The sequence below is a fragment of the Streptosporangium nanhuense genome (assembly GCF_059358815.1).
In genome coordinates, this window is record NZ_JCADBG010000009.1 from 14912 (window position 1) to 38528 (window position 23617).

21 protein-coding genes and 1 tRNA gene are annotated in these 23617 nt (G+C 70.7%); 16 read left to right on the forward strand and 6 right to left on the reverse strand.

Translation table 11 applies throughout. From position 1 onward, the window contains the following. Positions 1–18 precede the first annotated feature (18 nt). From AC5L38_RS18545 to AC5L38_RS18560, 4 genes are all read left to right on the forward strand, one after another. Positions 19–783, forward strand: a complete 765-nt coding sequence (locus AC5L38_RS18545; RefSeq protein WP_495244051.1) for a trans-aconitate 2-methyltransferase — start codon at positions 19–21, stop codon at positions 781–783. A 296-nt stretch (positions 784–1079) separates the two neighbouring features. Further along, positions 1080–1319, forward strand: coding sequence for a type II toxin-antitoxin system HicA family toxin (locus AC5L38_RS18550; RefSeq protein WP_495244052.1), 240 nt, complete (start codon positions 1080–1082; stop codon positions 1317–1319). Then, on the forward strand, positions 1309–1932 hold the full coding sequence (locus tag AC5L38_RS18555) for a hypothetical protein (protein ID WP_495244053.1): 624 nt from the start codon (positions 1309–1311) through the stop codon (positions 1930–1932). Before AC5L38_RS18550 ends, AC5L38_RS18555 begins: the two co-directional genes overlap by 11 nt. A 284-nt stretch (positions 1933–2216) precedes the next feature. Next, on the forward strand, positions 2217–3695 hold the full coding sequence (locus AC5L38_RS18560) for a CYTH and CHAD domain-containing protein (RefSeq protein WP_495244054.1): 1479 nt from the start codon (positions 2217–2219) through the stop codon (positions 3693–3695). A gap of 109 nt (positions 3696–3804) precedes the next feature. Here AC5L38_RS18560 and AC5L38_RS18565 read toward each other — a convergent pair whose 3' ends face one another. The 4 genes from AC5L38_RS18565 to AC5L38_RS18580 all read right to left on the reverse strand — a co-directional run bounded on the left by AC5L38_RS18565 (position 3805) and on the right by AC5L38_RS18580 (position 8945). Beyond that, positions 3805–4683, reverse strand: coding sequence for an NUDIX domain-containing protein (locus AC5L38_RS18565; RefSeq protein WP_495244055.1), 879 nt, complete (start codon positions 4681–4683; stop codon positions 3805–3807). Beyond that, positions 4676–6739 (reverse strand): RNA degradosome polyphosphate kinase, encoded by a 2064-nt coding sequence (locus AC5L38_RS18570; RefSeq protein ID WP_495244056.1) that lies wholly within the window; start codon positions 6737–6739, stop codon positions 4676–4678. Before AC5L38_RS18570 ends, AC5L38_RS18565 begins: the two co-directional genes overlap by 8 nt. A gap of 62 nt (positions 6740–6801) precedes the next feature. Then, positions 6802–7962 (reverse strand): TetR/AcrR family transcriptional regulator, encoded by a 1161-nt coding sequence (locus AC5L38_RS18575; RefSeq protein WP_495244057.1) that lies wholly within the window; start codon positions 7960–7962, stop codon positions 6802–6804. Between the two features lie 41 nt (positions 7963–8003). After that, positions 8004–8945: an acyl-CoA desaturase gene (locus AC5L38_RS18580; RefSeq protein WP_495244058.1), complete on the reverse strand. Its 942-nt coding sequence runs from the start codon at positions 8943–8945 to the stop codon at positions 8004–8006. Between the two features lie 336 nt (positions 8946–9281). Here AC5L38_RS18580 and AC5L38_RS18585 point away from each other — a divergent pair. From AC5L38_RS18585 to pth, 5 genes are all read left to right on the forward strand, one after another. Continuing rightward, positions 9282–9356: transfer RNA gene (locus AC5L38_RS18585), tRNA-Gln, on the forward strand. A 164-nt stretch (positions 9357–9520) separates the two neighbouring features. Continuing rightward, the gene (gene glmU / locus AC5L38_RS18590; protein WP_495244059.1) at positions 9521–10972 is read left to right on the forward strand and encodes a bifunctional UDP-N-acetylglucosamine diphosphorylase/glucosamine-1-phosphate N-acetyltransferase GlmU; all 1452 of its coding nucleotides are present in this window, start codon (positions 9521–9523) and stop codon (positions 10970–10972) included. A gap of 76 nt (positions 10973–11048) precedes the next feature. Then, on the forward strand, positions 11049–12026 hold the full coding sequence (locus AC5L38_RS18595; protein ID WP_495244060.1) for a ribose-phosphate diphosphokinase: 978 nt from the start codon (positions 11049–11051) through the stop codon (positions 12024–12026). A 326-nt stretch (positions 12027–12352) separates the two neighbouring features. Then, complete coding sequence (locus AC5L38_RS18600; RefSeq protein WP_495244061.1) at positions 12353–12964, forward strand: 50S ribosomal protein L25/general stress protein Ctc; 612 nt, start codon at positions 12353–12355, stop codon at positions 12962–12964. Between the two features lie 63 nt (positions 12965–13027). Continuing rightward, a complete protein-coding gene (gene pth, locus AC5L38_RS18605; RefSeq protein ID WP_495244062.1) occupies positions 13028–13633 on the forward strand; it encodes an aminoacyl-tRNA hydrolase in 606 nt (201 codons plus the stop codon). 59 nt (positions 13634–13692) lie between these two features. Here the strand turns inward: pth and AC5L38_RS18610 are convergent, their stop codons facing one another. Then, entirely contained in the window at positions 13693–14175 is a 483-nt protein-coding gene (locus AC5L38_RS18610; protein WP_495244063.1) for a 3'-5' exonuclease family protein, read from the reverse strand. A gap of 180 nt (positions 14176–14355) precedes the next feature. Between AC5L38_RS18610 and AC5L38_RS18615 the strand changes: the two genes are divergently transcribed. From AC5L38_RS18615 to AC5L38_RS18645, 7 genes are all read left to right on the forward strand, one after another. Next, on the forward strand, positions 14356–15816 hold the full coding sequence (locus AC5L38_RS18615; protein ID WP_495244064.1) for a sugar transferase: 1461 nt from the start codon (positions 14356–14358) through the stop codon (positions 15814–15816). Then, the gene (locus tag AC5L38_RS18620; protein WP_495244065.1) at positions 15816–16583 is read left to right on the forward strand and encodes a 3'(2'),5'-bisphosphate nucleotidase CysQ; all 768 of its coding nucleotides are present in this window, start codon (positions 15816–15818) and stop codon (positions 16581–16583) included. The genes AC5L38_RS18615 and AC5L38_RS18620 overlap by 1 nt, the downstream gene beginning before the upstream one ends. Positions 16584–16602: 19 nt before the next feature. Beyond that, positions 16603–17517 carry a sulfate adenylyltransferase subunit CysD gene (gene cysD / locus AC5L38_RS18625; RefSeq protein ID WP_362851172.1) on the forward strand — a complete coding sequence of 305 codons (915 nt, stop codon included), beginning with the start codon at positions 16603–16605 and terminating at the stop codon, positions 17515–17517. Between the two features lie 112 nt (positions 17518–17629). Further along, complete coding sequence (gene cysN / locus AC5L38_RS18630) at positions 17630–18892, forward strand: sulfate adenylyltransferase subunit CysN (RefSeq protein ID WP_495244066.1); 1263 nt, start codon at positions 17630–17632, stop codon at positions 18890–18892. 464 nt (positions 18893–19356) lie between these two features. Beyond that, positions 19357–20289, forward strand: coding sequence for a sulfotransferase (locus AC5L38_RS18635; RefSeq protein WP_495244067.1), 933 nt, complete (start codon positions 19357–19359; stop codon positions 20287–20289). Beyond that, positions 20286–21227, forward strand: coding sequence for a glycosyltransferase family 2 protein (locus tag AC5L38_RS18640; RefSeq protein ID WP_495244068.1), 942 nt, complete (start codon positions 20286–20288; stop codon positions 21225–21227). Before AC5L38_RS18635 ends, AC5L38_RS18640 begins: the two co-directional genes overlap by 4 nt. Continuing rightward, complete coding sequence (locus tag AC5L38_RS18645) at positions 21227–22567, forward strand: WecB/TagA/CpsF family glycosyltransferase (protein WP_495244069.1); 1341 nt, start codon at positions 21227–21229, stop codon at positions 22565–22567. The genes AC5L38_RS18640 and AC5L38_RS18645 overlap by 1 nt, the downstream gene beginning before the upstream one ends. Positions 22568–22609: 42 nt before the next feature. Here AC5L38_RS18645 and AC5L38_RS18650 read toward each other — a convergent pair whose 3' ends face one another. Further along, positions 22610–23548 (reverse strand): sulfotransferase, encoded by a 939-nt coding sequence (locus AC5L38_RS18650; RefSeq protein ID WP_495244070.1) that lies wholly within the window; start codon positions 23546–23548, stop codon positions 22610–22612. Positions 23549–23617 lie beyond the last annotated feature (69 nt).

Below are 23617 nucleotides of genomic sequence, written 5' to 3' on the forward strand. Positions count from 1 at the left end.
CGGATATCAATTGTCTTGATGTCAAGAGATATGTGGGATCCAGCGATCTACGGCCACTACGCCGACGAACGCTCGCGGCCGTTTTTCGATCTTGTTTCCAGGATAGCCGCCGAGCGCCCCTCCCATGTGGTCGACGCGGGCTGCGGCACCGGCGAGCTGACCGCCGAGCTCGCCAGACGGTGGCCGGGCGCGCGCGTCCACGGGTTCGACTCCTCGCCCGCCATGATCGAGAAGGCCCCCGCGGGCGGCTCGCTGAGCTTCTCCGTCGACGACGTCACGCGGTGGCGCCCCGGGCGCCCGGTCGACGTGATCGTGTCCAACGCCGTCCTGCAGTGGGTGCCGGAGCACCGCGAGCTGCTGCCGCGCTGGGTGGAGGCCCTCGCCCCCGGCGGCCGGCTCGCCTTCCAGGTCCCCGGCAACTTCGACGCCCCCAGCCACGCCCTGGTCCGCGAGCTGTGCCGGACGACGTGGCGCGACCGGCTGGGCGATCTCGTCCGCCCCTCCCCGGTCGACGACCCGGCCGGCTATCTGGAGCTGCTCACCGGCCTGGGCTGCCGGGTGGACGCCTGGGAGACCACCTACCTGCACGTCCTCCCCGGCGACGACGCCGTGCTCACCTGGATCACCGGCACCGCCCTGCGTCCCGTGCTCGACCGCCTGGAGCCCGCCGAGGCCACCGCCTTCCTCGCCGACTGCGCCCCGCTGCTCCGCGAGGCCTACCCGCGCGGGCCGCACGGCACGGTCTTCCCCTTCCGCAGGATCTTCGTGGTCGCCCACAGGTGACCGTCCGTGAAGACGTGAGGTTTCGTGGGGGTTGTGGCATCGGAGGAGGTTCGGCGGAGCACTCTCCTCGCCGCCTCAACCGGGAATGTCGAAGGTGTACGAACCGGCTCGCTGTGCGCGCCACGATCGCTTCTGTCTCGGCGGTCAAGGCCGCACCACCGGTGGATCGGCGGTTCCCGGTGCAGGGAAAGCGATCGTGCGGCACGATACGTGCCCGATTACAGGAAGTTTAAAGTCATCACCTGAGAGTGACGGTTAGGGTGGGCGCGGCTGGTTTACCGGAGAGGCGTCAACAAGTGCCCGACCCGTTCCCCTCGCTCAAGCCGCAGGAGCTGCTTCGCGTGCTGCCGGCCCTTGGATATGAGGAAGTGGCATGTAAAGGATCACATCGAAAGCTTGTCTGTGAAGGGAGGGGAAGGCTGACCTTCGCCTTTCACGGAGGAAGTATCACCCCCGGGGTAGTGAGAGACATACTGGTCAAGCAGGTAGGGCTGGATGCGGATGAGGCGTTGAAGGTGGTGCGTGGTGAGCGGTGAGATCATTCATCTGATCGTTAGAGCGGGCTCGAACAACCGCGATCTTTACGCCACATCGCCCCAGGCGCCAGGCCTGCTGTACGGACGCCCGACCTTGACGGAACTTCGTGACGACCTCCAGGAAGTCCTGGAGTTCCACTTCGAGAAGCCAGGTCCCTTCACGGTGCGGGAGCACCATGAGCGCCACCACGACGTCGCCGGCGGCGAGCTGGTCACCCGCATGGCCATGGACGAGTGTGCGGACGTCCGGCAAGCCACGTATGAGGTGCTCGGCCGGGCTGTCGCGGCGAACTCGGAGCAGGCGGAAGGGCTGGTCTCCGCCCCGGCCAACGCCGTCGGAGAAGTGGTCTACATCTGCGCGGTGATGTCCGACACCGTGGGCTGGATCATGGATCAGCTCGACCCGCGGGGTGATGTCGTCAACGTGGCGGTCTCCGTGGCCAACCTCATGGTCGTCACGTTGCCCTTCGGCTGCGGTGAGGCGGTTGCCCCCGACGGCATGGTGAGTCTCGGTGCCAGGTCCTACACCTTGGAGACGAAGCTCACCGACGTCATCCAAGATCTTGAGATCGTCAGGCCGATGGCTGTCAACAAGATCAACATTTGCGCATAGGTGATCTTCGCACCACAAAAGCACGCTCCGGTTTTCGGCGCCCCGTCCTCGCAGGCCGGGGCGTTTCGCCTTTCTGGTGCTACGGCAACAGGCAGGCGAGGCGTAACAGGGGGAAACCCGAAGGACACGCTTGCCGTACGGGAGACTCTGGCCGGAGTGCTTCGTGCCCGTCCGGTCGGTGGTGTCCTGGTCACGGGAGCGGTTGGGGTTCCCGGACGAATAACAGGGCATCAATAAATACTGCGAAGACATGGTAGATATCTGGGCAAATCTGGGGATGACCTGTGGGAATAGAGATTGAGGACAAGTTCGACGTGCCGACGGACTACCAGCTGCCGGATCTCACGGGCCTGCCGGGCTCGGCGGAGGTCGTGGGTCCGAAAACCCACCAGCTGGTCGCCCTCTACTTCGACACGCCCGACCTGAGGCTCGCCGCGAGGGGGATCACCCTGCGGAGGCGCAGAGGTGGCACCGATCCCGGCTGGCACCTCAAACTTCCCAAGGCCAAGGGCGTCCGGCAGGAGATCACCCACCCGCTGACCCGGAGCGCCAAGATCGTACCCGCCGAGCTGGCGGACCTGGTGCTCGCCTACACCCGGGGCGCCCCGCTCGCGCCCATCGCCGAGCTGGACACCCGCCGCGCCGTCACCACCGTGGTCAACGGTGCCGGGGTGGGGCTGGTCGAGATCGCCGACGACCGGGTCAAGGGCACCGTCTTCGGCGACGAACCCCACGTCGAGCGCTGGCGCGAGGTCGAGGCGGAGCTGCTGGAGGGTGACGAGAAGCTCCTGAAAAAGGTCGGCAGGCGGCTGGGCAAGGCGGGGGCCGTCCCCGCCGACTCGGCCAGCAAGCTCGCACGCCTGCTCGGCGGCGCCGGAGCGGTCTCGGAGCACCCGCGCGCCGAGACCGCTCCGGGGTCGGCGGGCGAGGTCGTCGTCGGCTACCTCACCACCCAGGCCGGCGCGCTGCTCTCGCAGGACCCCAGGGTCAGGAAGGCCGAGGAGGACGCCGTCCACCAGATGCGCGTCGCCGCCCGGCGGCTCCGCAGCGCGCTCAAGTCGTTCAGGACGGTCGTCGAGGGCACCGAGAACCTCCAGGAAGAGCTCAAGTGGCTCGGCACGGTCCTCGGCGAGGCCCGTGACCTGGAGGTCGTCCGCGAGCGGTTCGCGCGCAGGCTCGACAGCCTGGACGACGCGCTGATCGTGGGCCCGGTCAGGGCGCGCCTCAGCTCCGACCTGCTGGACGACGAGCACGAGGCCCTCGACCGGATCAGGGACACCCTCGGCGGGGAGCGCTACTTCGCCCTGCTCGACGCCCTCGACGACCTGACCGGCACCCCGGTGCTCACCAAGGCCGCGAAGAAGCCCGCCGACACCCTGGACACCGTCGCCGCCAAGAGCTGGCGCCGGGTCACCCGGGCCTACGACACCGCACAGGCGATCGAGAACGAGTCCGAACGCGAGGTCGCCATGCACGACGTGCGCAAGGCGGCCAAGCGGGCCCGCTACACCGCCGAGGTGCTCGGCATGAGGCAGCTGGCCAAACGGGCGGAGGCCGTACAGGAGGTGCTGGGCACCCACATGGACGGGGTCGTCGCGCAGGAGCGGCTGGCGGCCGAGGCCGCGAACGCCCGCCTGGCCGGGGAGGACACGTTCACCTACGGCGTGCTGACCGGCGTGGAACGGGCCGGGGCCGCGCGCGCGTGGGAGGAGTTCCCCCGGGTCTGGGCCGAGACCACGACCGCCGTCGCGAAACTCCTCTGACATGCCCGTCGCCCTGCGAAGGTCTTGTGAGGCGTCCGGCGGACCGGGTGGTTCGCGGCCCCGGCCCGGAGCGGGCGGGGGCCGCGGACCCCGTGGAGATCAGTGGAGATCAGACGTCGTAGACGTCCGCGGCCACGACGTCGCCGCCCGCGTGGTGCAGGACCATGAACGCGCCCTTGGACAGCCGGGTGCCGCCCGCCCGCTCGTCGAGTCCGGCGATCAGCTCGGGCAGGACCTTGCCGTGGCTGCAGAGCGCCACGGGCCGGTTCGAGGCCATCGCCTCCGTGGCCAGGCGCAGGGTGGCCCGGGAGTCGTAGCCGTTCTCCGACAGGACGGGTTCGAGCCGGATCGGCAGGCCGGCCCGCCCTGCGTAGGGCTCCAGGGTCTGCACGCACCGCCTGCTGGGGGAGCTGACCAGTTCCGCGAGGCGGAAGGCGCCCAGCACGCCCGCCAGCACCTCGGACTGGTCGCGCCCGCGCCTGTCGAGCGGCCGGTCGTCGTCGTCGCCCTCCCAGTCCTGCCGGTTGCCCGCCAGGCCGTGCCGTACCAGGACGAGCGGGGTGGTCGCCGGCGAGGTCTCGCCGAGCGCGGTGAGCAGCCCGGCGTCCCACTCGTAGGTCAGGCGCCGCGCGGCCTCGTCGACCGGCAGCCACACCACGCCGTCGACCTCGCGCGTGTCGGTACGGGGGCCCTCGGCGACCGTCCTGGCCAGCCAGTAGTCGACGCGCTTGGGCCGCCCGCCCTTCAGGTAGTGGCTCGACGGCAGCGACCGGCCGAACTCCGCGGTGATGCCCGTCTCCTCGGCCAGCTCGCGCAGCGCGCCCGCGAGGGGGTGCTCGCCGCGTTTCAGCTTCCCCTTGGGAAACGACCAGTCGTCGTACTTGGGCCGGTGGACGAGGGCGACCTCCGGCGCGTCCGGGGAGCCGCGCCAGACGACGGCCCCGGCCGCGTGGATCATGTCGTCCCCGCGGGCGTCGCGCTCAGTCATCGATCGTTCTCCACCGGCGGGTGCCGATCAGGTAGGTCTGCAGGTCGTCGCCGGGGTGGCGGGTCCACGTCCCGTCGGAGTTGAGCCACCAGGTCGCGGTGTCGTCGGACATGGCCCGGTCCAGCAGGTCGCTGAGGTAGTTGCGCTGCTGCTGGCTGGAGACCTTGACCAGCGCCTCCACCCGGCGCTCGATGTTGCGGCGCATCATGTCGCCGCTGCCGATCCAGATCTCCGGGCGCCGGCCGTGGCCGAACTCGTAGATCCGGGAGTGTTCGAGGAAGCGGCCCAGCACGCTCCTGACCCTGATGTTCTCCGACATCTCGGGGATGCCGGGACGGAGCGTGCAGACCCCCCGCACCCACAGGTCCACCGGCACGCCGGCCCGCGACGCCCGGTAGAGGGCGTCGATGATGGGCTCGTCGACCAGGGAGTTCGTCTTCATCCTGATCCTGGCCGGGCGGCCCGCCTCCTGGTGGGAGATCTCCCGCTCGATCCTGGCCAGCAGCCCGCCGCGCAGGGAGTGCGGGGCGACCAGCAGCCGCCGGTAGGCCGAGTGGTTGGAGTAGCCCGTCAGGTGGATGAACAGGTCCGTGACGTCCTCGCCGACCAGCCGGTCGGCGGTGAGCAGGCCGAGGTCCTCGTACAGCCTGGCGGTCTTGGGGTTGTAGTTCCCCGTGCCGATGTGGCAGTAGCTGCGCAGCTCGCCGGAGGACTCCTGGCGCACGACCAGGGCCAGCTTGCAGTGGGTCTTCAGCCCTACGACGCCGTAGACCACATGACATCCGGCGCGCTCCAGCTTGCGCGCCCAGGTGATGTTGGCGTGCTCGTCGAACCTGGCCTTGATCTCCACCACTACGACGACCTGCTTGCCCGCCTCGGCGGCGTCGATCAGCGCGTCCACGATGGGCGAGTCGCCGCTGGTGCGGTAGAGCGTCTGCTTGATGGCGAGTACGGCGGGGTCGGCCGCGGCCTGCTCGATGAACCGCTGCACGCTCGTGGAGAACGAGTCGTACGGGTGGTGCAGCAGCACGTCCCGCTCGCGCAGCACCGCGAAGATGTCGTCCTCGACGTGCACGACCTCCGCGGGCACGAACGGGCGGAAGCTCAGTTCGCCCCGGTCCAGGTCGGCGATCGCGTGCAGCCCGGTCAGGTCCAGCGGCCCCGGCAGCCGGTAGATCTCGTGCTCGGCCACGCCCAGCTCGTCCACCAGCAGGTCGAGCACCTCGGGGGTGATGGTGTCCTCGACCTCCAGCCGGACCGGGGGACCGAAGCGGCGCTTGAGCAGCTCGCGCTCCAGCGCCTGCATGAGGTTCTCGGTGACGTCCTCGTCGACGTCGAGGTCCTCGTTGCGGGTCACCCGGAAGACGTGGTGCTCGACGACCTCCATGCCCTTGAACAGCTGCCCGAGGTGGGCGGCGATCACGTCCTCCAGCGGGACGAAGCGGTTCACGGACGCCGTGACGAAGCGGGGGAGCTGGCTGGGCACCTTGACCCTGGCGAAGACCGTGTTGCCGGTCGTGGGGTTGCGGACGGTGACGGCCAGGTTCAGGGACAGGCCCGAGATGTAGGGAAAGGGATGGGCCGGGTCGACGGCCAGCGGCGTCAGCACCGGCCTGATCCGCTCCCTGAAGAGCTTGCGCATCTCGCCGCGCTCGTCGCGGCCCAGGTCGTCCCACCGCACGATCTCGATGCCCTCGGCGCCCAGCTGCGGGCAGATCCGCTCGTAGAAGCAGGTCGACTGCCGCTGGGCGAGGTCGTTGGCGATCGCCGCGATCCTGGCCAGCTCCTCGCGCGGTTTCAGTCCGCTTTTCGTACGGAGCAGCAGTCCGGTGGCCATCCGCCGTTTCAGGCCGGCCACCCGGACGCGGAAGAACTCGTCGAGGTTGCTGGCGAAGATGGCCAGGAACCGCACCCGCTCCAGCAGAGGCAGGGACGGATCCTCCGCCATCTCCAGGACTCGCTGGTTGAACTGGAGCCAGCTCTCCTCTCGGTTGAGGAAGCGCTCCTGGGGTAGAGGAAGCCCGTCGGAGGTGGGACGAACGAGTTCAGCGGACATATGACCAGAATGCCCGCTTTGATTGAACGGAACGTTAATTTAGTCTCAACGAGCGCTGTTGCTTACTCACTTGGTTCAAGCTTTCCCTGCTCTTGGTCGGCGAGCTTCGCCTGCTTGAGGGCGTCGCGCTCGGCGGCCTTGGTCTCCTTGAGACGCGCCTTCTCCTGCTCCCTCAGTAATCGCTGCTGCTCCCGATACTCCCGCTCGCGGGCCTTGTCCAGCTCACGCTGCTCGCGAAGCCGTACCTTCTCCAGCTCCCTGGCCAGTTTCTCGGCCTCGCGCTGCTCGCGCTGCCGCAGTTTCTCCTGCTCCTTGAGCTCGCGCTCGCGCAGCTTCTCCTGGTTCCTCAGCTCGCGCTCGCGCGCCTTCTCCAGCTCCCGGATCTCCTTCTCCGTCGGGGGCGGCGGTAGCTCGGGGCGCGGGGCCGGGGCCGGCCCGGCCGAGGGCGGCTGCGGCTGCGGCAGGGTCTCCCCGGTGTGTAACTCCCCCTCCGTCCCCTCGACGTGCGGCTGGGAGCCGGAGGAGTGGGGCTGCGGGCCGGACGGGTGGGGATCGGCGGGGCGTTGCGGAGGGTGGGAGAGCCGCTGCTCCAGGCCGCGCGAGGCGGCGGTCAGCCGGGGGTTGGGATCCAGCCCGGTCAGGCCGTTCCAGGCCAGGTTGACCAGGTGGGCGGCGACCTCCTCGCGCGGCGGCCTGCGCACGTCCAGCCACCACTGGCCGGTCAGCGCCACCATGCCGACCAGCATCTGGGCGTACATGGGAGCCAGCTTGGGGTCGTAGCCGCGCTCGACGAACTCGTCGACCATGACGTCCTCGACCTGGCTGGCGATGTCGTTGATCAGGCTGGCGAACGTGCCGGTCCCCGAGGCGGCGTGCGAGTCGCGGACGAGGATGCGGAAACCCTCGCTGTTCTCCTCCACGTACGCCAGCAGGGCCAGGGCCGCCCGCTCCAGTTTGATCAGCGAGTGCGAGGCGGACAGCGCCTCGGTCACCAGGCTCAGCAGCTTCTGCATCTCCCGGTCGATGACGACCGCGTAGACGCCCTCCTTGCCGCCGAAGTGCTCGTAGACCACCGGCTTGGAGACGTTGGCGGTCGCCGCGATCTCCTCCACCGAGGTGCCGTCGAACCCTTTCTCCGCGAAGAGGGTCCTGCTGATCTGGATCAGCTGTTCCCTGCGTTCCTTGCCTGACATGCGCCGTCGGGGTTCGCTCACGGTTCTCATAATGGCGTTTCCCCGCTCCCTGACGGCAACCGAACCCCGGGTCAGGCGGCGATGCGCTTGGCGGCCAGGCGCTCGGGCGTGGGCCAGCGGACGTCGTACGCCCATCCGGCCTTCTCGAACATGCGGATGACACCCGCGCTGAGGTCGATCTGTCCCTTCAGCGCGCCGTGCCGGGCGCAGGTGGGGTCGGAGTGGTGCAGGTTGTGCCAGGACTCGCCGAAGGAGGGGATGGCCAGCCACCACACGTTGCGCGACTTGTCGCGCGACTCGAAGGCCTCCTCGCCGAAGACGTGGCAGATGGAGTTGATCGACCAGGTCACGTGGTGCAGCAGGCCGATCCGGACCAGTGTGCCCCAGAAGAAGCCGGTCGCCATGCCCCACCAGGACCAGGTCAGCAGTCCGCCCAGCAGCGCGGGAGCGACCATCGTGGTGATCGCCAGCACCGGGAAGAGCTTGTGCAGTTTGATGATGTCGGGGTCCTTGACCAGGTCGGGCGCGTACTTCTCCCGGTTGGCCCGGTCGGCCTCGAACAGCCAGCCCATGTGGGCCCAGAGCAGGCCCTTGGACACCGCCACGAAGCCGGTGCCGAAGCGCCACGGCGAGTGCGGGTCGCCCTCCTTGTCGGAGAACTTGTGGTGCTTGCGGTGGGTGGCGACCCAGTCGAGCACCGACATCTCCATCGAGAGGCTGCCGGCGATGCCCAGCGCGATCTTCAGCGGGCGCTTGGCCTTGAAGGAACCGTGGGTGAAGTGGCGGTGCAGGCCGACGGTGACGCCCAGCCCGGTGACCACGTAGAAGACACCCGCGATGACGATGTCGGACCAGCCGAGTCCCCAGCCCCAGGCGAACGGCACGGCCGCCACCAGGGCGATCAGCGGGGCGCCGACCACCACCCCGAAGGTGATGATCTCGGGCAGGGTCTTTCGCTCGGGGTCGAAGTCAGGTTTGGGGCCCGAAGCAGGCCGTTCTTCGATGAGGGTCATGCGCTACCTCGCGGTGGCTCGGAAAAGGCCAAGGACTCATGTGCGGCTACGCCACCGTAACCTACGCCATCGTAAGTTAGGAACACCTAAGAACCCAATGTCTGGAACATGACTCTTCGGGATTGACGCCGTAGCGGGTCCATCACTTGTTCTACCCCCCGCCGACCTGCTAAACGGGGTCCCTCGCGCGCGCATGGTCGCGCGGGCGCGTGTGACGGGCGTGCGGGCACGGGATGGGCCGCCGAAGCGGGTCCGTAAACGAGGCGCGTTCGGCGGCGCGGGCTCTGTATCGTAGGGGTGCCGGGTGCGCGGACACCGTCTCGATCGCCTGGCCGATCCGGCATTGGGTAATTGGCAGCCCGCAAGGTTTTGGTCCTTGTTGTCCAGGTTCGAGTCCTGGTGCCGGAGCCATCCCCGTGTGTCTGTTTTATTCGCTCGGCTGGTCGGCTGAGTGGCTTCCCGAGGGGGAAGGTATCCTCACGTTGTCGAGCAGGTGACGATGCCACCCCCTGGGGGTGGACATCCGTCATCGCGCTTCGCCATGTCTCAGCCGCGACGCCGAGGGAGCCTCGTCCGTGAGTGTGCCGCGCCCGGCAGCCGTCATCGTCCTCGCCGCAGGCGAGGGCACCCGGATGAAGTCGAGAACACCGAAGATCCTCCATGAGTTGTGCGGCCGGACCCTGGTCGACCACGCGCTCTCCGCCGCCCGGGGTCTCGAACCCAGGCGGCTCATTGTCGTCATCGGCCACGAACGGGAGCGGGTCCAGGCGCACCTGGCCGGGACCGACCCCGACGCGCAGGCCGTCGTCCAGACCGAGCAGAAGGGCACCGGCCACGCGGTCAGGACCGCCCTGGAGACGTCCGGCACCATCGACGGCACCGTCCTGGTGACCTATGGCGACGTGCCGCTGCTGCGCACCGAGACCCTCGCCGCCCTGCTCGAACGGCACGGCGAGGACGGCAACGCCGTCACCGTGCTCACGGCCGAGGTCCCCGATCCGCGCGGCTACGGCCGGATCGTCCGCGACGACTCGGGCGCCGTCCTGGAGATCGTCGAGGAGAAGGACGCCGACGCCGCGCAGCGGGCGATCAAGGAGATGAACTCCGGCGTCTACGCCTTCGACGGCCTCCTGCTCGCCGACGCGGTCAAGCGGGTGTCCGCCTCCAACGCCCAGGGCGAGGAGTACCTCACCGACGTCCTTGCGATCCTGCGCGAGGACGGCCACCGGGTCGGCGCGCACATCGCGGCCGACTACGTGGAGGTGGAGGGCGTCAACGACCGCGTGCAGCTGGCCTTCGCCCGCAAGGTGCTCAACGCGCGCCTGCTGGAGGCCCACATGCGGGCCGGGGTGACCGTGATCGACCCGGCCACCACGTGGGTCGACGTCGACGTCATCCTCGAGGCTGACGTGGTGATCCACCCGGGAACCCAGCTGCACGGCTGCACGACGGTCGCCGAGGGCGCCGAGGTCGGCCCCGCCAGCACCCTGACCGACACGATCGTCGGTGAGGGCGCGCTGGTGCGCAACGCCGTCTGCGTCGACGCCGTGATCGGCCCCGAGGCCCTGGTCGGGCCGTACGCCTACCTGCGCCCCGGCACGGTCCTGGCGCGCAAGGCCAAGGCGGGGACGTACGTCGAGATGAAGAACGCCCAGGTCGGAGAGGGCGCCAAGGTGCCCCACCTGAGCTACGTGGGCGACGCCACGATCGGGGCCGGCGCCAACATCGGCGCTTCGGCGATCTTCGTCAACTACGACGGGGTCAACAAGCACCACACGACGGTGGGCGAGGGCGCCTTCGTCGGGTGCGACACCATGCTCGTCGCGCCGGTCACCATCGGTGACGGCGCGTACACGGCCGCGGGCTCGGTCGTCGACTCCGATGTCCCTCCCGGGGCCATCGGGGTGGCTCGCGCGCGGCAGCGCAACATCGAAGGGTGGGTCGTGCGCAGGCGCGCGGGCACCAGATCGGCCGCGGCGGCGCTACGGGCCGCCGAGGCCGGGAAACAACAGGGGAGCCAGACGTGAGTGAGCGAAGCGAGCGGCCCGGTGGGCACGGCAGCGTCGCGCGGGCATCGGTGTGCTGTCAGGCGAGGAGGACGGCATGAGCGGCATCAAGCAGACGGGTGAGAAGAACCTGATGTTCTTCTCCGGGCGCGCCCACCCGGAGCTGGCGGACGAGGTGGCGAGCCACCTCGGGGTCGACGCGGCGCCGACCACGCTGCGCGACTTCGCCAACGGGGAGATCTACGCCCGCTACCAGGAGTCGGTCCGCGGCTGCGACGCCTTCGTCATGCAGAGCCACACCTGGCCGATCAACAAGTGGATCATGGAACAGCTGATCATGGTGGACGCCCTCAAGCGCGCCTCCGCCAAGAGGATCACCGTGATCATGCCGTTCTACGGCTACGCCCGCCAGGACAAGAAGGGCCGGGGCCGCGAGCCCATCACCGCCCGCCTGATGGCCGACATGTTCAAGACGGCCGGGGCCGACCGGCTGATGTCGATCGACCTGCACACCTCCCAGATCCAGGGCTTCTTCGACGGCCCGGTGGACCACCTGTTCGCCATGCCCGTCCTGGTCAACTACCTCAAGGACAAGCTCGACCTGGCCACGACCACGGTCGTCTCGCCCGACACCGGCCGGGTGCGGCTCTCCGAGCGCTGGGCCGACACGCTGGGCACCCCGCTGGCCTTCATCCACAAGCGCCGCGACCTCGACGTGGCCAACCAGGTGAAGGTGAGCGAGGTCGTCGGCCGGGTCAAGGGCCGTACCTGCGTGCTGATCGACGACATGATCGACACCGCGGGAACGATCTGCAAGGCGGCCGACGCGCTGTACGAGCAGGGCGCCACCAACGTGGTCGTGGCCGCCACCCACGCGGTGTTCTCCGACCCCGCGGTCGACCGGCTGAAGAACTCCGGGATCTCCGAGGTCATCGTCACCAACACGGTGCCGCTCTCGGAGGACAAGAGGTTCGACAAGCTCACCGTGCTGTCGATCGCCCCCCTGATCGCCCGCGCGATCAACGAGGTCTTCAACGACGGCTCGGTGACCAGCCTCTTCGAGGGCGACAGCTGACACCTGGACCCCGTCTCCCGGTAACCCGTCGTCGACGTGTTCCCCGGGGCGGGGTCTTTCGCCGTCCGGACGGCCCCGGCCTTCCCGGGGCGGCGGGACCTTCCGGCCGGGCCCCCGTGGGAACAGCCGGGACTCCGCGAGGACGGCCGACCCCCTCACGGGAGGGCGGGCCAGGGCTCTCCCGAGGGTGGCCGGGGCCGTGATGCGTCTCGCGTCACCGTTGACACGGTAGGGTTGTGGGATTGCGTGCGTTCGTAACGCCTTCCGCTAGGGCGGGTGAGGGGGAACGCACCTTTCCGATTCCCAAGATCCCTAGGAGATCAGCCATGTCCGAAGTGGTCATCACCACCGAGCTCCGTGACAAGTTCGGCAAGGGCGCCGCCCGCAAGATCCGTCGTGAGAACAAGGTCCCCGTCGTCCTCTACGGGCACGGCACCGACCCCCAGCACCTGTCCCTGCCGGGTCACGACCTGCTGCTCGCCCTGCGTACGCCGAACGTGCTGATCCGCCTTGAGGGCGCGGTGGCCGAGCTGGCCCTGCCCAAGGGTGTCCAGCGTGACCCGATCAAGGGCTTCCTGGAGCACGTCGACCTCATCCTCGTCCGTCGCGGCGAGAAGGTCACCGTCGAAATCCCCGTCACCGTGGTGGGCGAGGTCGCCGACGGCATCCTCGACCAGCAGCTCGTCTCCGTCTCCGTCGAGACCGAGGCCACCCACATCCCCGAGGGCGTCGAGGTCGACGTCGAGGGCCTGGAGGTCGGCACCCAGATCACCGCCGCCGACCTGAAGCTGCCCGAGGGCACGACGCTCGCCGCCGACCCCGAGGCGCTGGTCCTGATCGTCGCCCCGACCCCGGTCGCCGAGCCGGAGGGCGAGGCCGCCGAGACGACCGAGGCCTCCCCGGCCGCCGAGGGCGAGAGCTCCGAGAGCGCCGAGTAGTTTTCTCTGCTAGATCTGTCAGGGCGGCCCGGGACCGGGCCGCCCTGACGCGCGTGTGAAGGGATGCCGATCGTGGACCGCTGGTTGGTCGTGGGCCTGGGAAACCCCGGGCCGGAGTACGCCGGGAACCGGCACAACGCGGGGTTCATGGTCCTTGACGAGCTCGCCGCGCGAGCCGGGGGACGGTTCAAGGCGCACAGGTCACGGGCCGAGGTGGTGGAGGGCCGCCTGGCGGGCGTCCCCGCCGTGCTGGCCAAGCCGCTGTCCTTCATGAACCTCTCCGGCGGGCCGACCAAGGCCCTGGCCGACTTCTACAAGGTCGACCCGGCCCGCGTGGTCGTGGTCCACGACGAGCTGGACATCCCGTACGGCGCGCTGAGGGCGAAGCTCGGGGGCGGCGACAACGGCCACAACGGGCTGAAGTCGATCACCAAGTCGCTGGCGACCAAGGACTACCTGCGGGTGCGGTTCGGCATCGGCCGCCCGCCCGGCCGGATGGACGCCGCGGCCTACGTCCTGCGCGACTTCGCCACCGCCGAGCGCAAGGACCTCGCCTTCCTCGTCGACCGGGCCGCCGACGTGGTGGAGTCGCTGATCAGGGCCGGCCTGGAGCCGACCCAGAACGCCTTCCACACCGGAGACCTGAACGTCTCCGGCCCGCCCCGGTAGCCTTTCCCGGCTTCCCGGCTTCCCGGGGCCCGGCCCGCCCCGGTAACCGGTCCGCCCGTTCAGGGGCGGGGCGGGTCGAACGCCATCAGGTTCTGCAGCAGCTCGGCCTGCTCGATCGCGTCGTCCAGCGCGTTGTGGGTGTGCGGTCGCCGGGACCTCAGGTGCTCGGGCATCTGCCGCTTGGTCGCCCAGCCGATCGGCACGCCCGCCTTGGCCGCGTACAGCGTCTTGAGGTCGACGCAGCGCGAGTGCCCGAACGGCGAGACGCCGGTGAAGCGCATGAAATACCAGTAGATCCACATCCAGTCGTAGGAGAGCGGGTAGGCCGCCAGCACCGGCGAGCTGTTCCCGCACACCTCGCGGATCCACGCGGCGGCCGCCCGCATCGCCTCGGCCGGGTCACGGCCCTCGCGCAGCAGCGTCTCCCGGTCCAGCCCGCTCACGGCGAGCGCCTCGGGAACGTGGTCGTCGCTGATCGGCCGCAGCTCCACGTAGTGCGTGTGGGCCTGCGGATCCACCGGCTCGAAGACCTTTCCGGTCATCCGCCCGGCCACGGTCATACCAAAGCTGACCATTGAATACGGCCCCGGAATGGGACCATCGGCCTCGACATCCACAGAGATGTACGTTTCGGTCTTCAACCTTCGGGCCTCTCCCGTCGCCGCTACCATTCCATAACTGTCTGTCCGTGAACGGTTACGCAGGGGGAGCGCGTGCGCGACGTGACCGCAGTCCAGGCCGCACAGGAGACAGGGGAGGCGCGGAAAACCGGGCCTCTTCCGGCCGCGCGCCGGCGCGTGCCGGGCTGGGTGCAGGAATACCGCGCGACGGCCTTCGCCGCCGACACGGCCTGCGCCGCCCTGGCCGGGGCCCTCGCGCTGTTCGTTCGATTCGGCGAGGTTACCGCCTACGTCTTCCCGTACGTCGTGCTGAGCGCGGCCCTGCCCGCCGTCTGGGTCTGCGTGGTCGCGCTGAACCGCGTCTACGAGCCCCGGCTGATCGGCCTGGGCTCGGAGGAGTTCCAGCGGATCCTGCAGTGCGGCTTCATGCTCACCGCCGCCTTCGCCGTCTGCGCCTACCTCACCAAGATCGAGGTGGCCCGGGGTTACGTGGTGCTGGCGCTGCCGCTGACGACGCTGCTCACCCTCCTCGCGCGCTACGCCCTGCGCCGCTCCCTGCACCGCAGGCGGGCGCGGGGCGAATGCATGCGGCGGGTGGTGGCCGTCGGCCACCGGGCGGCGATCGCCGAGCTGGTCCGCGGGTTCCGCGGGGCGCGCTACCACGGCATGGAGGTCGTCGCGGCGTGCGCCCCGCACGACGGAATGGGCGACGTGGAGGGCGTGCCGGTGCTGGGCGACTTCTCCGACGTCGCGCTCGCGGTCGGGCAGGTCTCCGCCGACACCGTGGCCGTGCTCGCCTGCCCGGAGATGGACGGGGTGGCGCTGCGGCGGCTGGCCTGGCGGCTGGAGAAGACCGACACGGACCTGATCGTGGCCCCCGCGCTGATGGAGGTGGCCGGGCCGCGCACCACCATCCGCCCGGCGGCGGGGCTGCCGCTGCTGCACGTGGACCACCCCGAGATCTCCGGCCTGCGCCAGGTGCTCAAGAACCTGTTCGACCGGGTGGGGGCCGGGCTGCTGCTGGCGGCACTGCTGCCGCTGCTGGCAGGGGTGGCGCTGGCCGTACGGGCCTCGGGGCCGGGGCCCGCGTTCTTCCGGCAGACGAGGGTGGGCCGCGACGGCGCCGAGTTCACGATCTACAAGTTCCGGACGATGCGCGCCGACGCCGAGCGCCGGAAGATCACCCTTTCCAGCGACGGGCACGGCATGCTCTTCAAGATCCGCGACGATCCGAGGGTGACCCCGCTGGGCGCCCGGCTGCGCCGCCACTCGCTGGACGAGCTGCCCCAGCTGATCAACGTGGTCCTGGGGCACATGTCCCTGGTCGGCCCCCGGCCGCCGCTACCCGAGGAGGTCGCCAGGTACGGTGACGACGTCCGCCGCCGATTACTCGTCAAGCCGGGAATGACCGGCCTCTGGCAGGTAAGTGGTCGTTCTGACCTCTCTTGGGAGGAATCCGTACAGTTGGACCTGCGTTACGTGGAGAGCTGGTCCCTCATGCTGGACCTGCAGATCCTGTGGAAGACTTGGTCGGCTGTCGCGCGAGGAGCTGGAGCATACTGATGACCGTTCGCGACGATCACACACTCGCCGCGGAGCTGGCGACGACGGCCGGCGAGAAGCTGGCGGCCCTGCGCGCGGAGCGGGGCTTCGGCGACCCGTCCGAGCTTCGCAAGGAGGGCGACGCCGCCTCCCACGTGTTCCTGATGGAGGCCCTGTCCCGGTTGCGTCCGGGTGACAGTGTGCTGTCCGAGGAGGCGACCAGCGAGGAGCGCCTCGACCCGCGCAGGCTGCGCGCCGAGCGGGTCTGGATCGTCGACCCGCTCGACGGCACCCGCGAGTTCGCCGAGGAGGGCCGCGCCGACTGGGCGGTCCACGTGGCGCTCTGGGAGCACGGCACGCTGACGGCCGGGGCCGTCGCGCTGCCCGCCCAGGGCCGTACGCTCTCCACCCTCGAACCTCCCGTGCCGCCCGCCCCCGAGGCGGGCGCCAGGCCGCGGATCGCGGTCAGCCGGACCCGCCCGCCGGAGTTCGTGCAGAACCTGGCCCGCCTCGCCGGAGCCGACCTGGTGCCGATCGGCTCGGCGGGCGCCAAGATCTCCGCCGTGCTCACCGGCCAGGTCGAGGCCTACGTACACGCCGGGGGCCAGTACGAGTGGGACTCGGCCGCGCCCGTCGCGGTGGCACTCGCCTCCGGGGTCCACGCGAGCCGCATCGACGGCTCGCCGCTGATCTACAACCAGCCCGACCCCTCGTTGCCGGATATTCTTGTATCCCTACCGGGACTGGCGCCAACGTTGCTCGCTGGAATCCGGGATCTGCACCGCTAATCCCCGCTAGGAGAGTCTGATGCTTCAGCGCGACTACACCACGTCGCAGCTCGACGTCCTCGAGGCAGAGGCTGTTCACATCATGCGCGAGGTCGCGGCGGAGTTCGAGCGTCCCTGTCTGCTCTTCTCGGGGGGCAAGGACTCGATCGTCATGCTCCGCATCGCGGAGAAGGCCTTCTGGCCGGCGCCGATTCCCTTCCCGCTGATGCACGTCGACACCGGGCACAACTTCACCGAGGTGATCGAGTTCCGCGACCGCCGCGCCGCGGAGCTGGGCGCCCGCCTGGTCGTCGCGAGCGTCCAGGACTCCATCGACGCCGGACGCGTCGTCGAGGAGACCGGCCGCAGGGCCTCGCGCAACCGGCTGCAGACCACCACGCTGCTGGACGCGATCGAGGAGAACGAGTACGACGCGGTGTTCGGCGGCGCCCGACGCGACGAGGAGAAGGCCCGCGCGAAGGAGCGCGTGTTCTCCTTCCGCGACGACTTCGGCCAGTGGGACCCCAAGAACCAGCGCCCCGAGCTGTGGAACCTCTACAACGCCAGGATCCGCAAGGGCGAGCACATCCGGGTGTTCCCGCTGTCCAACTGGACCGAGCTCGACATCTGGGACTACATCCGGCGCGAGGAGATCGAGATCCCCTCGATCTACTTCGCCCACACCCGCAAGGTGTTCGAGCGCGACGGCATGCTGCTGGCCGACAGCGAGTTCATCACCCGCGACGACGACGAGTCGCTCCTGGACATGACGGTCCGCTACCGCACGGTCGGCGACGTGACCTGCACCGGAGCCGTCCAGTCGAGTGCCGCGACGGTCGAGGCGATCATCGAGGAGATCGCGGTGACCCGGATCACCGAGCGCGGCGCCACCCGTGCCGACGACCGCGCCTCGGAGGCCTCCATGGAGGACCGCAAGCGGGAGGGATACTTCTAGTGAGCGTCCGTCTCCCCGGTTCCCCGTGCCGGCCGGCCCGCCCGGTCTCCCGTGAGCCCCTTCCCGCGCGGTCCCGCCGCGCACGCCGTACGACCCCTGGAGAGCAGCGCTAATGGACATTCTTCGCTTCGCCACGGCGGGAAGTGTCGACGACGGAAAGTCGACTCTCATCGGGCGGCTGCTCTTCGACTCCAAGGCGATCTTCGAGGACCAGCTGGAGGCCGTCGAGCGCACCTCCCGCGACCGCGGCACCGAGTACACCGACCTGTCGCTCCTCACCGACGGCCTGCGGGCCGAGCGGGAGCAGGGCATCACGATCGACGTGGCCTACCGCTACTTCGCCACTCCCAAGCGCAAGTTCATCATCGCCGACACCCCCGGGCACATCCAGTACACCCGGAACATGGTCACCGGCGCCTCCACCGCCGACCTGGCGATCGTCCTGATCGACGCGCGCAAGGGCGTGCTGGAGCAGTCGCGGCGGCACGCCTTCCTCACCACCCTGCTCCGGGTGCCGCACCTGGTCCTGGCCGTCAACAAGATGGACCTGGTCGACTACTCCCAGGAGCGGTTCGAGGAGATCCGCGAGGAGTTCACCGCGTTCGCCTCCAAGCTGAACGCGCCGGACCTGACGTTCATCCCGATGTCGGCGCTGCACGGCGACAACGTGGTGTCCCGCTCGGAGAACACGCCCTGGTACAACGGGTCCTCCCTGCTCCACCACCTGGAGCACGTGCACATCGCCTCCGACCGCAACCTGGTCGACGTGCGCTTCCCCGTGCAGTACGTCATCCGCCCGCAGCGGGCCACCGACCCCTCCCTGCACGACTACCGCGGCTACGCGGGCCAGGTCGCCGGAGGGGTGCTGAAGCCGGGCGACGAGGTCATGCACCTGCCCTCCGGCCTGGCCACGCGCATCGCGTCGATCGACACCTTCAACGGGCCGGTCGACGAGGCGTTCCCGCCGATGTCGGTCACCCTCCGGCTGGAGGACGACATCGACATCTCGCGCGGCGACATGATCTGCCGCCCGAACAACCAGCCGCAGGTCTCCCAGGAGCTGGAGGCGATGGTCTGCTGGATGGCCGACACCGCCAAGCTGGCCCCGCGCACCAAGCTGACCATCAAGCACACCACCCGCACGGCCCGTGCCCTGGTCAAGGACCTGCACTACCGGCTGGACGTCAACACCCTGCACCGGGACGAGACGGCCCAGTCGCTCGGCCTCAACGAGATCGGGCGGGTCTCGCTCCGCGTCACCCAGCCCCTGTTCGTGGACGACTACGCCCGCAACCGCCTCACCGGCGGGTTCATCCTGGTGGACGAGTCCACCAACAACACGGTCGGCGCCGGCATGATCGTCGACGCCCGGTAGGCACACCTCGCCGCCCGCGGCCCGCCGTGGCTCCCTCCCGTACGCGACGGGAGGACCACGGCGGGCCGCGGTGTTCGTACGCGGTGTGGAAGGGGCACGGCGGCCCGCGGATCCCGCGCGTGGGTCCTGCGCGCTGTGGGGGGCCACGCCGGGCCGCGGATCCTGCGCGTGGGTCCTCCGCGTGGGTCCTGCGCGCTGTGGGAGGGCCACGCCGGGCCGCGGGCGGTTCGCTGTTCGTCGGCCGCCGACCGTGGGTTCGTGCCCTCTCATGCCCGTGGCCTGCCCGGTGTCGGGGGCGGGGTTTCGGTGCCCCCCCGTTCAGGAGACGGGCGGCGTTACACCCGCTGGGTAGATCCTTTGTCCGTTCTCTGACCCCTCCGTTACGCTCCGCGCTAGCCTCGGCACGTTCCGTATCCGTCGGGTAAGGATTCGTGCCTGTGTCTGATAGTCCGTCACCTGCTCGGGTGGTATTCCTGGGCGGCCTGGGCCGCAGCGGGACCACGCTGCTGGAGCGCCTGCTCGGGGAGGTCCCCGGCATCGCGCCGCTCGGCGAGGTCGTCCACCTCTGGGCCAGGAGCGTGCTCGCGGACGAGTCCTGCGGGTGCGGCGAGCGCTTCGGGTCGTGCCCCTTCTGGGAGAAGGTCGGCGAGCGCGCGTTCGGCGGCTGGTCCGAGGGCCTGGCCCACCGGATGATCGCGCTCAGGTCCCGTGTCGACCGGACCCGCCGCGTCCCGACCCTGGCCAGGCTGCTGGCCGAGGAGCAAGCGGGCACCGGCAGGTGGCCGACCCCCGGCACCGCCGAGCTGGACGAGTACGCCGCGGTCCACCGCGACCTGTACAACGCGGCGGGCGAGGTCGCCGACTGCCCGGTCGTGATCGACTCCAGCAAGCACGCCTCGCTGGCCTTCTGCCTCGCGGCGGCCGGAGTCGACGTCCAGGTCGTCCACGTGGTCCGCGACCCCCGCGCGGTCGCGCACTCCTGGCGCAGGAGGGTCGCGCGTCCCGAGGACGGGCGCCCGATGACCCACTGGTCGCCCTCCCGCACCTCGCTGCACTGGCTGAGCGAGAACCTCAGCCTCGAACTCCTCGCCCGCAGGGGTGTCCCGGTCACCCGGATCCGCTACGAGGACCTGCTCGACGCCCCGGCCGACACGCTCAGGCGCGTGATCGCCAGGATCGGGCTCCCGTGCCGCCTCGACTTCCTCTCGGGCGGCTGGGCGGAGTTCTCGACGGCGCACACGGCATCGGGCAACCCCGTGCGCTTCACGGTCGGCCGCACGGAGCTGACCAGGGACGACAGCTGGCGCGCCGTCGCGTCGTCCCGGCAGTCGCGCCTGGTCGCCGCGCTGACCTGGCCCCTCATGATCAAATATGGCTATCACAGGAGAGTCGCGTGAACACATCGGTGGGTGTCGTCATCCCCACCCGGGGGCACCGGCCTGACCAACTGCGCGCGGCCACGCTCGCCGTGCTCGGCCAGGACCACCCCGGCCCCGTCGAGGTCGTCGTCGTGGTGGACCGGGGTGATCCGGCCTGGGTCGCCGACCAGGTGGCCGACCTCCTGGCCAGCCGGGCACTGGCGCCGGGCCGGCGCGAGGCGCCCGCGCGCGGGGTGCGGGTGATGGCCAACCGGCTCACCCCGGGCCTGCCCGGTGCCCGCAACACCGGCATCGCGGCGCTCGGCACCGACATGGTCGCCTTCTGCGACGACGACGACCTGTGGTTGCCCGGCAAGGTCGAGGCCCAGGTCGCCGCCCTGGAGGCGGAGCCGGACGCGCGCTTCTGCAGCTGCGCCATCGAGGTCGAGTACGGATCGCGCCGCATTCCCAGGCTGGCCGGGACGAGCCGCGTCACCTACCGCCACCTGGTGCGCTCGCGGATGGTGATGGTGCACTCCTCGACGTTCCTGTTCCGGCGCGGCGGCCTCTGGGCGGACGAGAGCGCCCCCAAGGGCCAGAACGAGGACTGGGACCTGGCGCTGCGCGCCGCCGCCCAGCACCCCATCGTGCACGTCGACCGGCCCCTGGTCCGGGTGCGCTGGGGTGGCTCCTCGTACGTGGCCCGCTGGGCCGACCGGATCGCCGGGCTGCAGTGGATGCTCGCCCGGCACCCTGATCTGGCCGTGGATCCGCGCGGCGCGGCGCGGGTCTACGGCCAGCTCGCCTTCCACCACGCGGCCCTCGGCCAGCGGCGGGAGGCGGGCCGCTGGGCCTGGCGGGCGTTCACCGCCCGCCACGGCGAGCCTCGCGCGCCCATCGCGCTCGCGGTGGCGGCGGGCCTGGTCCCCGCGAGGACCATGCTCAGCGTCCTGAACCACCGGGGGCACGGCATCTGATGACGCCCATCATCGAGCAGCCGAGGGTGACCCTCCGCCACGGTGCCTGGATCGTGCCGCCCGCGACGGACCCGGTCGCCGAGCGCCCGCCCTACGGCCCGCCGGTCGCCTCGCTCCTGACGGGACAGGCCGTCAAGCGACCGCCGGTGTTCCCCCGCCACGGTCCGGTGCTCGCTCCGTCCACGGCCGGGCAGGCTGTCGAGCGCCCGCGCGTCACGGTTCGCTACGGTCCGCCGGTCGTTCCACCCGCGGAGGGGCGGGCCGTCGAGCGTTCGCGCGCCACGGTTCGCTCCGTTCCGCCCGTGTCGGGGCGGGTCGTCGAGCGTCCGTCGGTGGTCATGCGCCACGACTCGCCGGTCGTGCCGTCGGAGGTGGAGCCGGCCGCGATCCCGGTCGCCCGTGACGCCGCGACGCCGATCCCGTCGCCTGCCGACCACCGGTCCGCGACCACCGGTCACGATCCGGTGCCCGGCCTGCCCGCCGTCGCAGGGCGGGCCGGGACGCCGGTCGCGAGGCGGGGGGCGACCTCGGCCGTCCCCCGCCGGAGGCCCAGGCCCGACAGGGCCACCCGCAGGCGGCTGCGCAGGCGCGTGCGCGTGGCGGGGGTCGCCGTCGACCCGATGACCGAGAGCGAGGTCGTCGACCACGTGGTCGCCGCTCTGAAACGCGGTGAGGGAGGCCACCTCGTCACCCCGAACGTCGACATCAGCCGGACCGTCGCCCGAGACCCCCGGGCCCGCCGGTTCGTCGAGCGCGCCGACCTCGCGGTGGCGGACGGCATGCCGCTGGTGTGGGCGGCGAGACTGCTCGGCACCCCCCTCCCCGGCAGGGTCACCGGCGCGGACCTGATCTGGTCCCTGTCGGAGGCGGCCGCCTTCTACCGCCATCCCGTGTACCTGCTGGGCGGTCCCCGGGGCACGGCCGCGCAGGCGGCCCGCGAGCTGGTGAACCGCCATCCGAACCTGGTGATCGCGGGGGTCGCCACCCCGCCGTACGGGTTCGAGGACGATCCGGAGAGTTACGCCCGGGTGCGCGACGCCGTGATCGCCGCCGCGCCCCGGCTGGTCTTCGTCGGGCTCGGCTTCCCCCGGCAGGAGCGGCTCATCGCCTCGCTCCGCCGGGACCTGCCGGGCACCTGGTTCGTCGGCTGCGGCTCGGCGATCGCCTTCGCCGCGGGCACCGTCCGGCGGGCGCCGGCGTGGATGCGCCGTGGCGGCCTGGAGTGGGTCTTCCGGCTGACGCGGGAGCCGGGCAGGCTCGCCCGCCGCTACCTGGTCGACGACCTGCCGTACGCGCTCAGGCTCCTCACGGTCTCCCTCGTGCGAGGCCTCTTCTCCTGAGGGGGTGTCCGGGCTCCTCGCCGCGCTTCCTGACCGGCCGTCTCAGCGTTTGGCGGAGGCCAGCTCCCTGACCCGGAGGGCCTCCTCGGGGCTCAGCCGGGCACCGGCCTCGGCGAGGGCGCGGCGCGAGTCCATCGGCCGGTAGGCCGTGCGGGAAAGGCCGCTCCAGGCGAAGCCGCCGGGACCCGCTGAGGTGGCCATCCCTGGTGCGGTCGTGCCCGGCGCGGCCGTGCACGCGCGGCGGACGCGCTCCTCGGCGCGGGCCGACCAGGTCAGGCCCGCCCACTCGTACAGGCGGCGAAAGCCCGCCAGGGGGTCACGGGCCAGGTCCTCGTAGCGGACCAGCATGATCCCCGGGTGCCGCTCGGCCAGGCCGGCGGCGGTGGTCCCGGCCGCCCGCCACAGGGCCACGGCCTTGGCGACGCGGTCCTGGGAGCCGATCAGCGGGCGCAACGCCTCCAGGTGGGGCTGGTCGCGCATCAGCAGCGGCTGTTCGAGCAGCTCGTGGAAGTAGACCGTCCAGCCGAGCCGCTGCCAGCTGCCGACGAACGCCACCGGGTCGCGCGACAGGACGATCACCCGGCAGCCCAGCCGGTCGGCGAACCACCCGGCGGAGAACAGTGCGAACGGGTCGTCCAGCAGCGCCCGGCGCCCGCCCAGCCGCCCCAGCGTGAACGCGGTGCCGTACCGGACCATCCGCGCCAGGTCGTACGGTGACCGGTTGCGGCGCAACTCCGGCAGGAACCCGTAGCGCAACGCGACCGTGCGGGCGAAGGCGGGCAGCCAGGCCCGCTCGTTGTCGGGGCAGATGTACTGGAAGCGGTGGCCGACCACGGCGTCGAGGACACCCGGGGAGCGGCCCGGCGGGTGTTCGGGGTTGAGCGGCTCGTTGACGTAGACCAGCTCCCCGCCCGCCGCGAGCATCCTGCCCGTCCAGCTCGTCCCGGTCCTGGGCAACCCGGTGACCAGCACGGGTGTCACGGCGCCCGCCCCGCGCCCGGGTCCTCGGGTCGGCGGGACCGCGTGTGGGCACGGCGTCCGGGGCGGCCG

What these genes read in the sequence shown, in the direction of transcription:
- AC5L38_RS18545 (WP_495244051.1), top strand. Translation starts at nt 19, where the DNA reads ATGTCAAGAGATATGTGGGATCCAGCGATCTACGGCCACTACGCCGAC.
- AC5L38_RS18570 (WP_495244056.1), bottom strand. Translation starts at nt 6,739, where the DNA reads ATGTCCGCTGAACTCGTTCGTCCCACCTCCGACGGGCTTCCTCTACCC.
- cysD (WP_362851172.1), top strand. Translation starts at nt 16,603, where the DNA reads ATGCTTCAGCGCGACTACACCACGTCGCAGCTCGACGTCCTCGAGGCA.
- AC5L38_RS18580 (WP_495244058.1), bottom strand. Translation starts at nt 8,945, where the DNA reads ATGACCCTCATCGAAGAACGGCCTGCTTCGGGCCCCAAACCTGACTTC.
- AC5L38_RS18565 (WP_495244055.1), bottom strand. Translation starts at nt 4,683, where the DNA reads ATGACTGAGCGCGACGCCCGCGGGGACGACATGATCCACGCGGCCGGG.
- AC5L38_RS18645 (WP_495244069.1), top strand. Translation starts at nt 21,227, where the DNA reads ATGACGCCCATCATCGAGCAGCCGAGGGTGACCCTCCGCCACGGTGCC.
- AC5L38_RS18600 (WP_495244061.1), top strand. Translation starts at nt 12,353, where the DNA reads ATGTCCGAAGTGGTCATCACCACCGAGCTCCGTGACAAGTTCGGCAAG.
- AC5L38_RS18595 (WP_495244060.1), top strand. Translation starts at nt 11,049, where the DNA reads ATGAGCGGCATCAAGCAGACGGGTGAGAAGAACCTGATGTTCTTCTCC.
- pth (WP_495244062.1), top strand. Translation starts at nt 13,028, where the DNA reads ATGCCGATCGTGGACCGCTGGTTGGTCGTGGGCCTGGGAAACCCCGGG.
- cysN (WP_495244066.1), top strand. Translation starts at nt 17,630, where the DNA reads ATGGACATTCTTCGCTTCGCCACGGCGGGAAGTGTCGACGACGGAAAG.
- AC5L38_RS18575 (WP_495244057.1), bottom strand. Translation starts at nt 7,962, where the DNA reads ATGAGAACCGTGAGCGAACCCCGACGGCGCATGTCAGGCAAGGAACGC.
- AC5L38_RS18620 (WP_495244065.1), top strand. Translation starts at nt 15,816, where the DNA reads ATGACCGTTCGCGACGATCACACACTCGCCGCGGAGCTGGCGACGACG.
- AC5L38_RS18610 (WP_495244063.1), bottom strand. Translation starts at nt 14,175, where the DNA reads ATGACCGGAAAGGTCTTCGAGCCGGTGGATCCGCAGGCCCACACGCAC.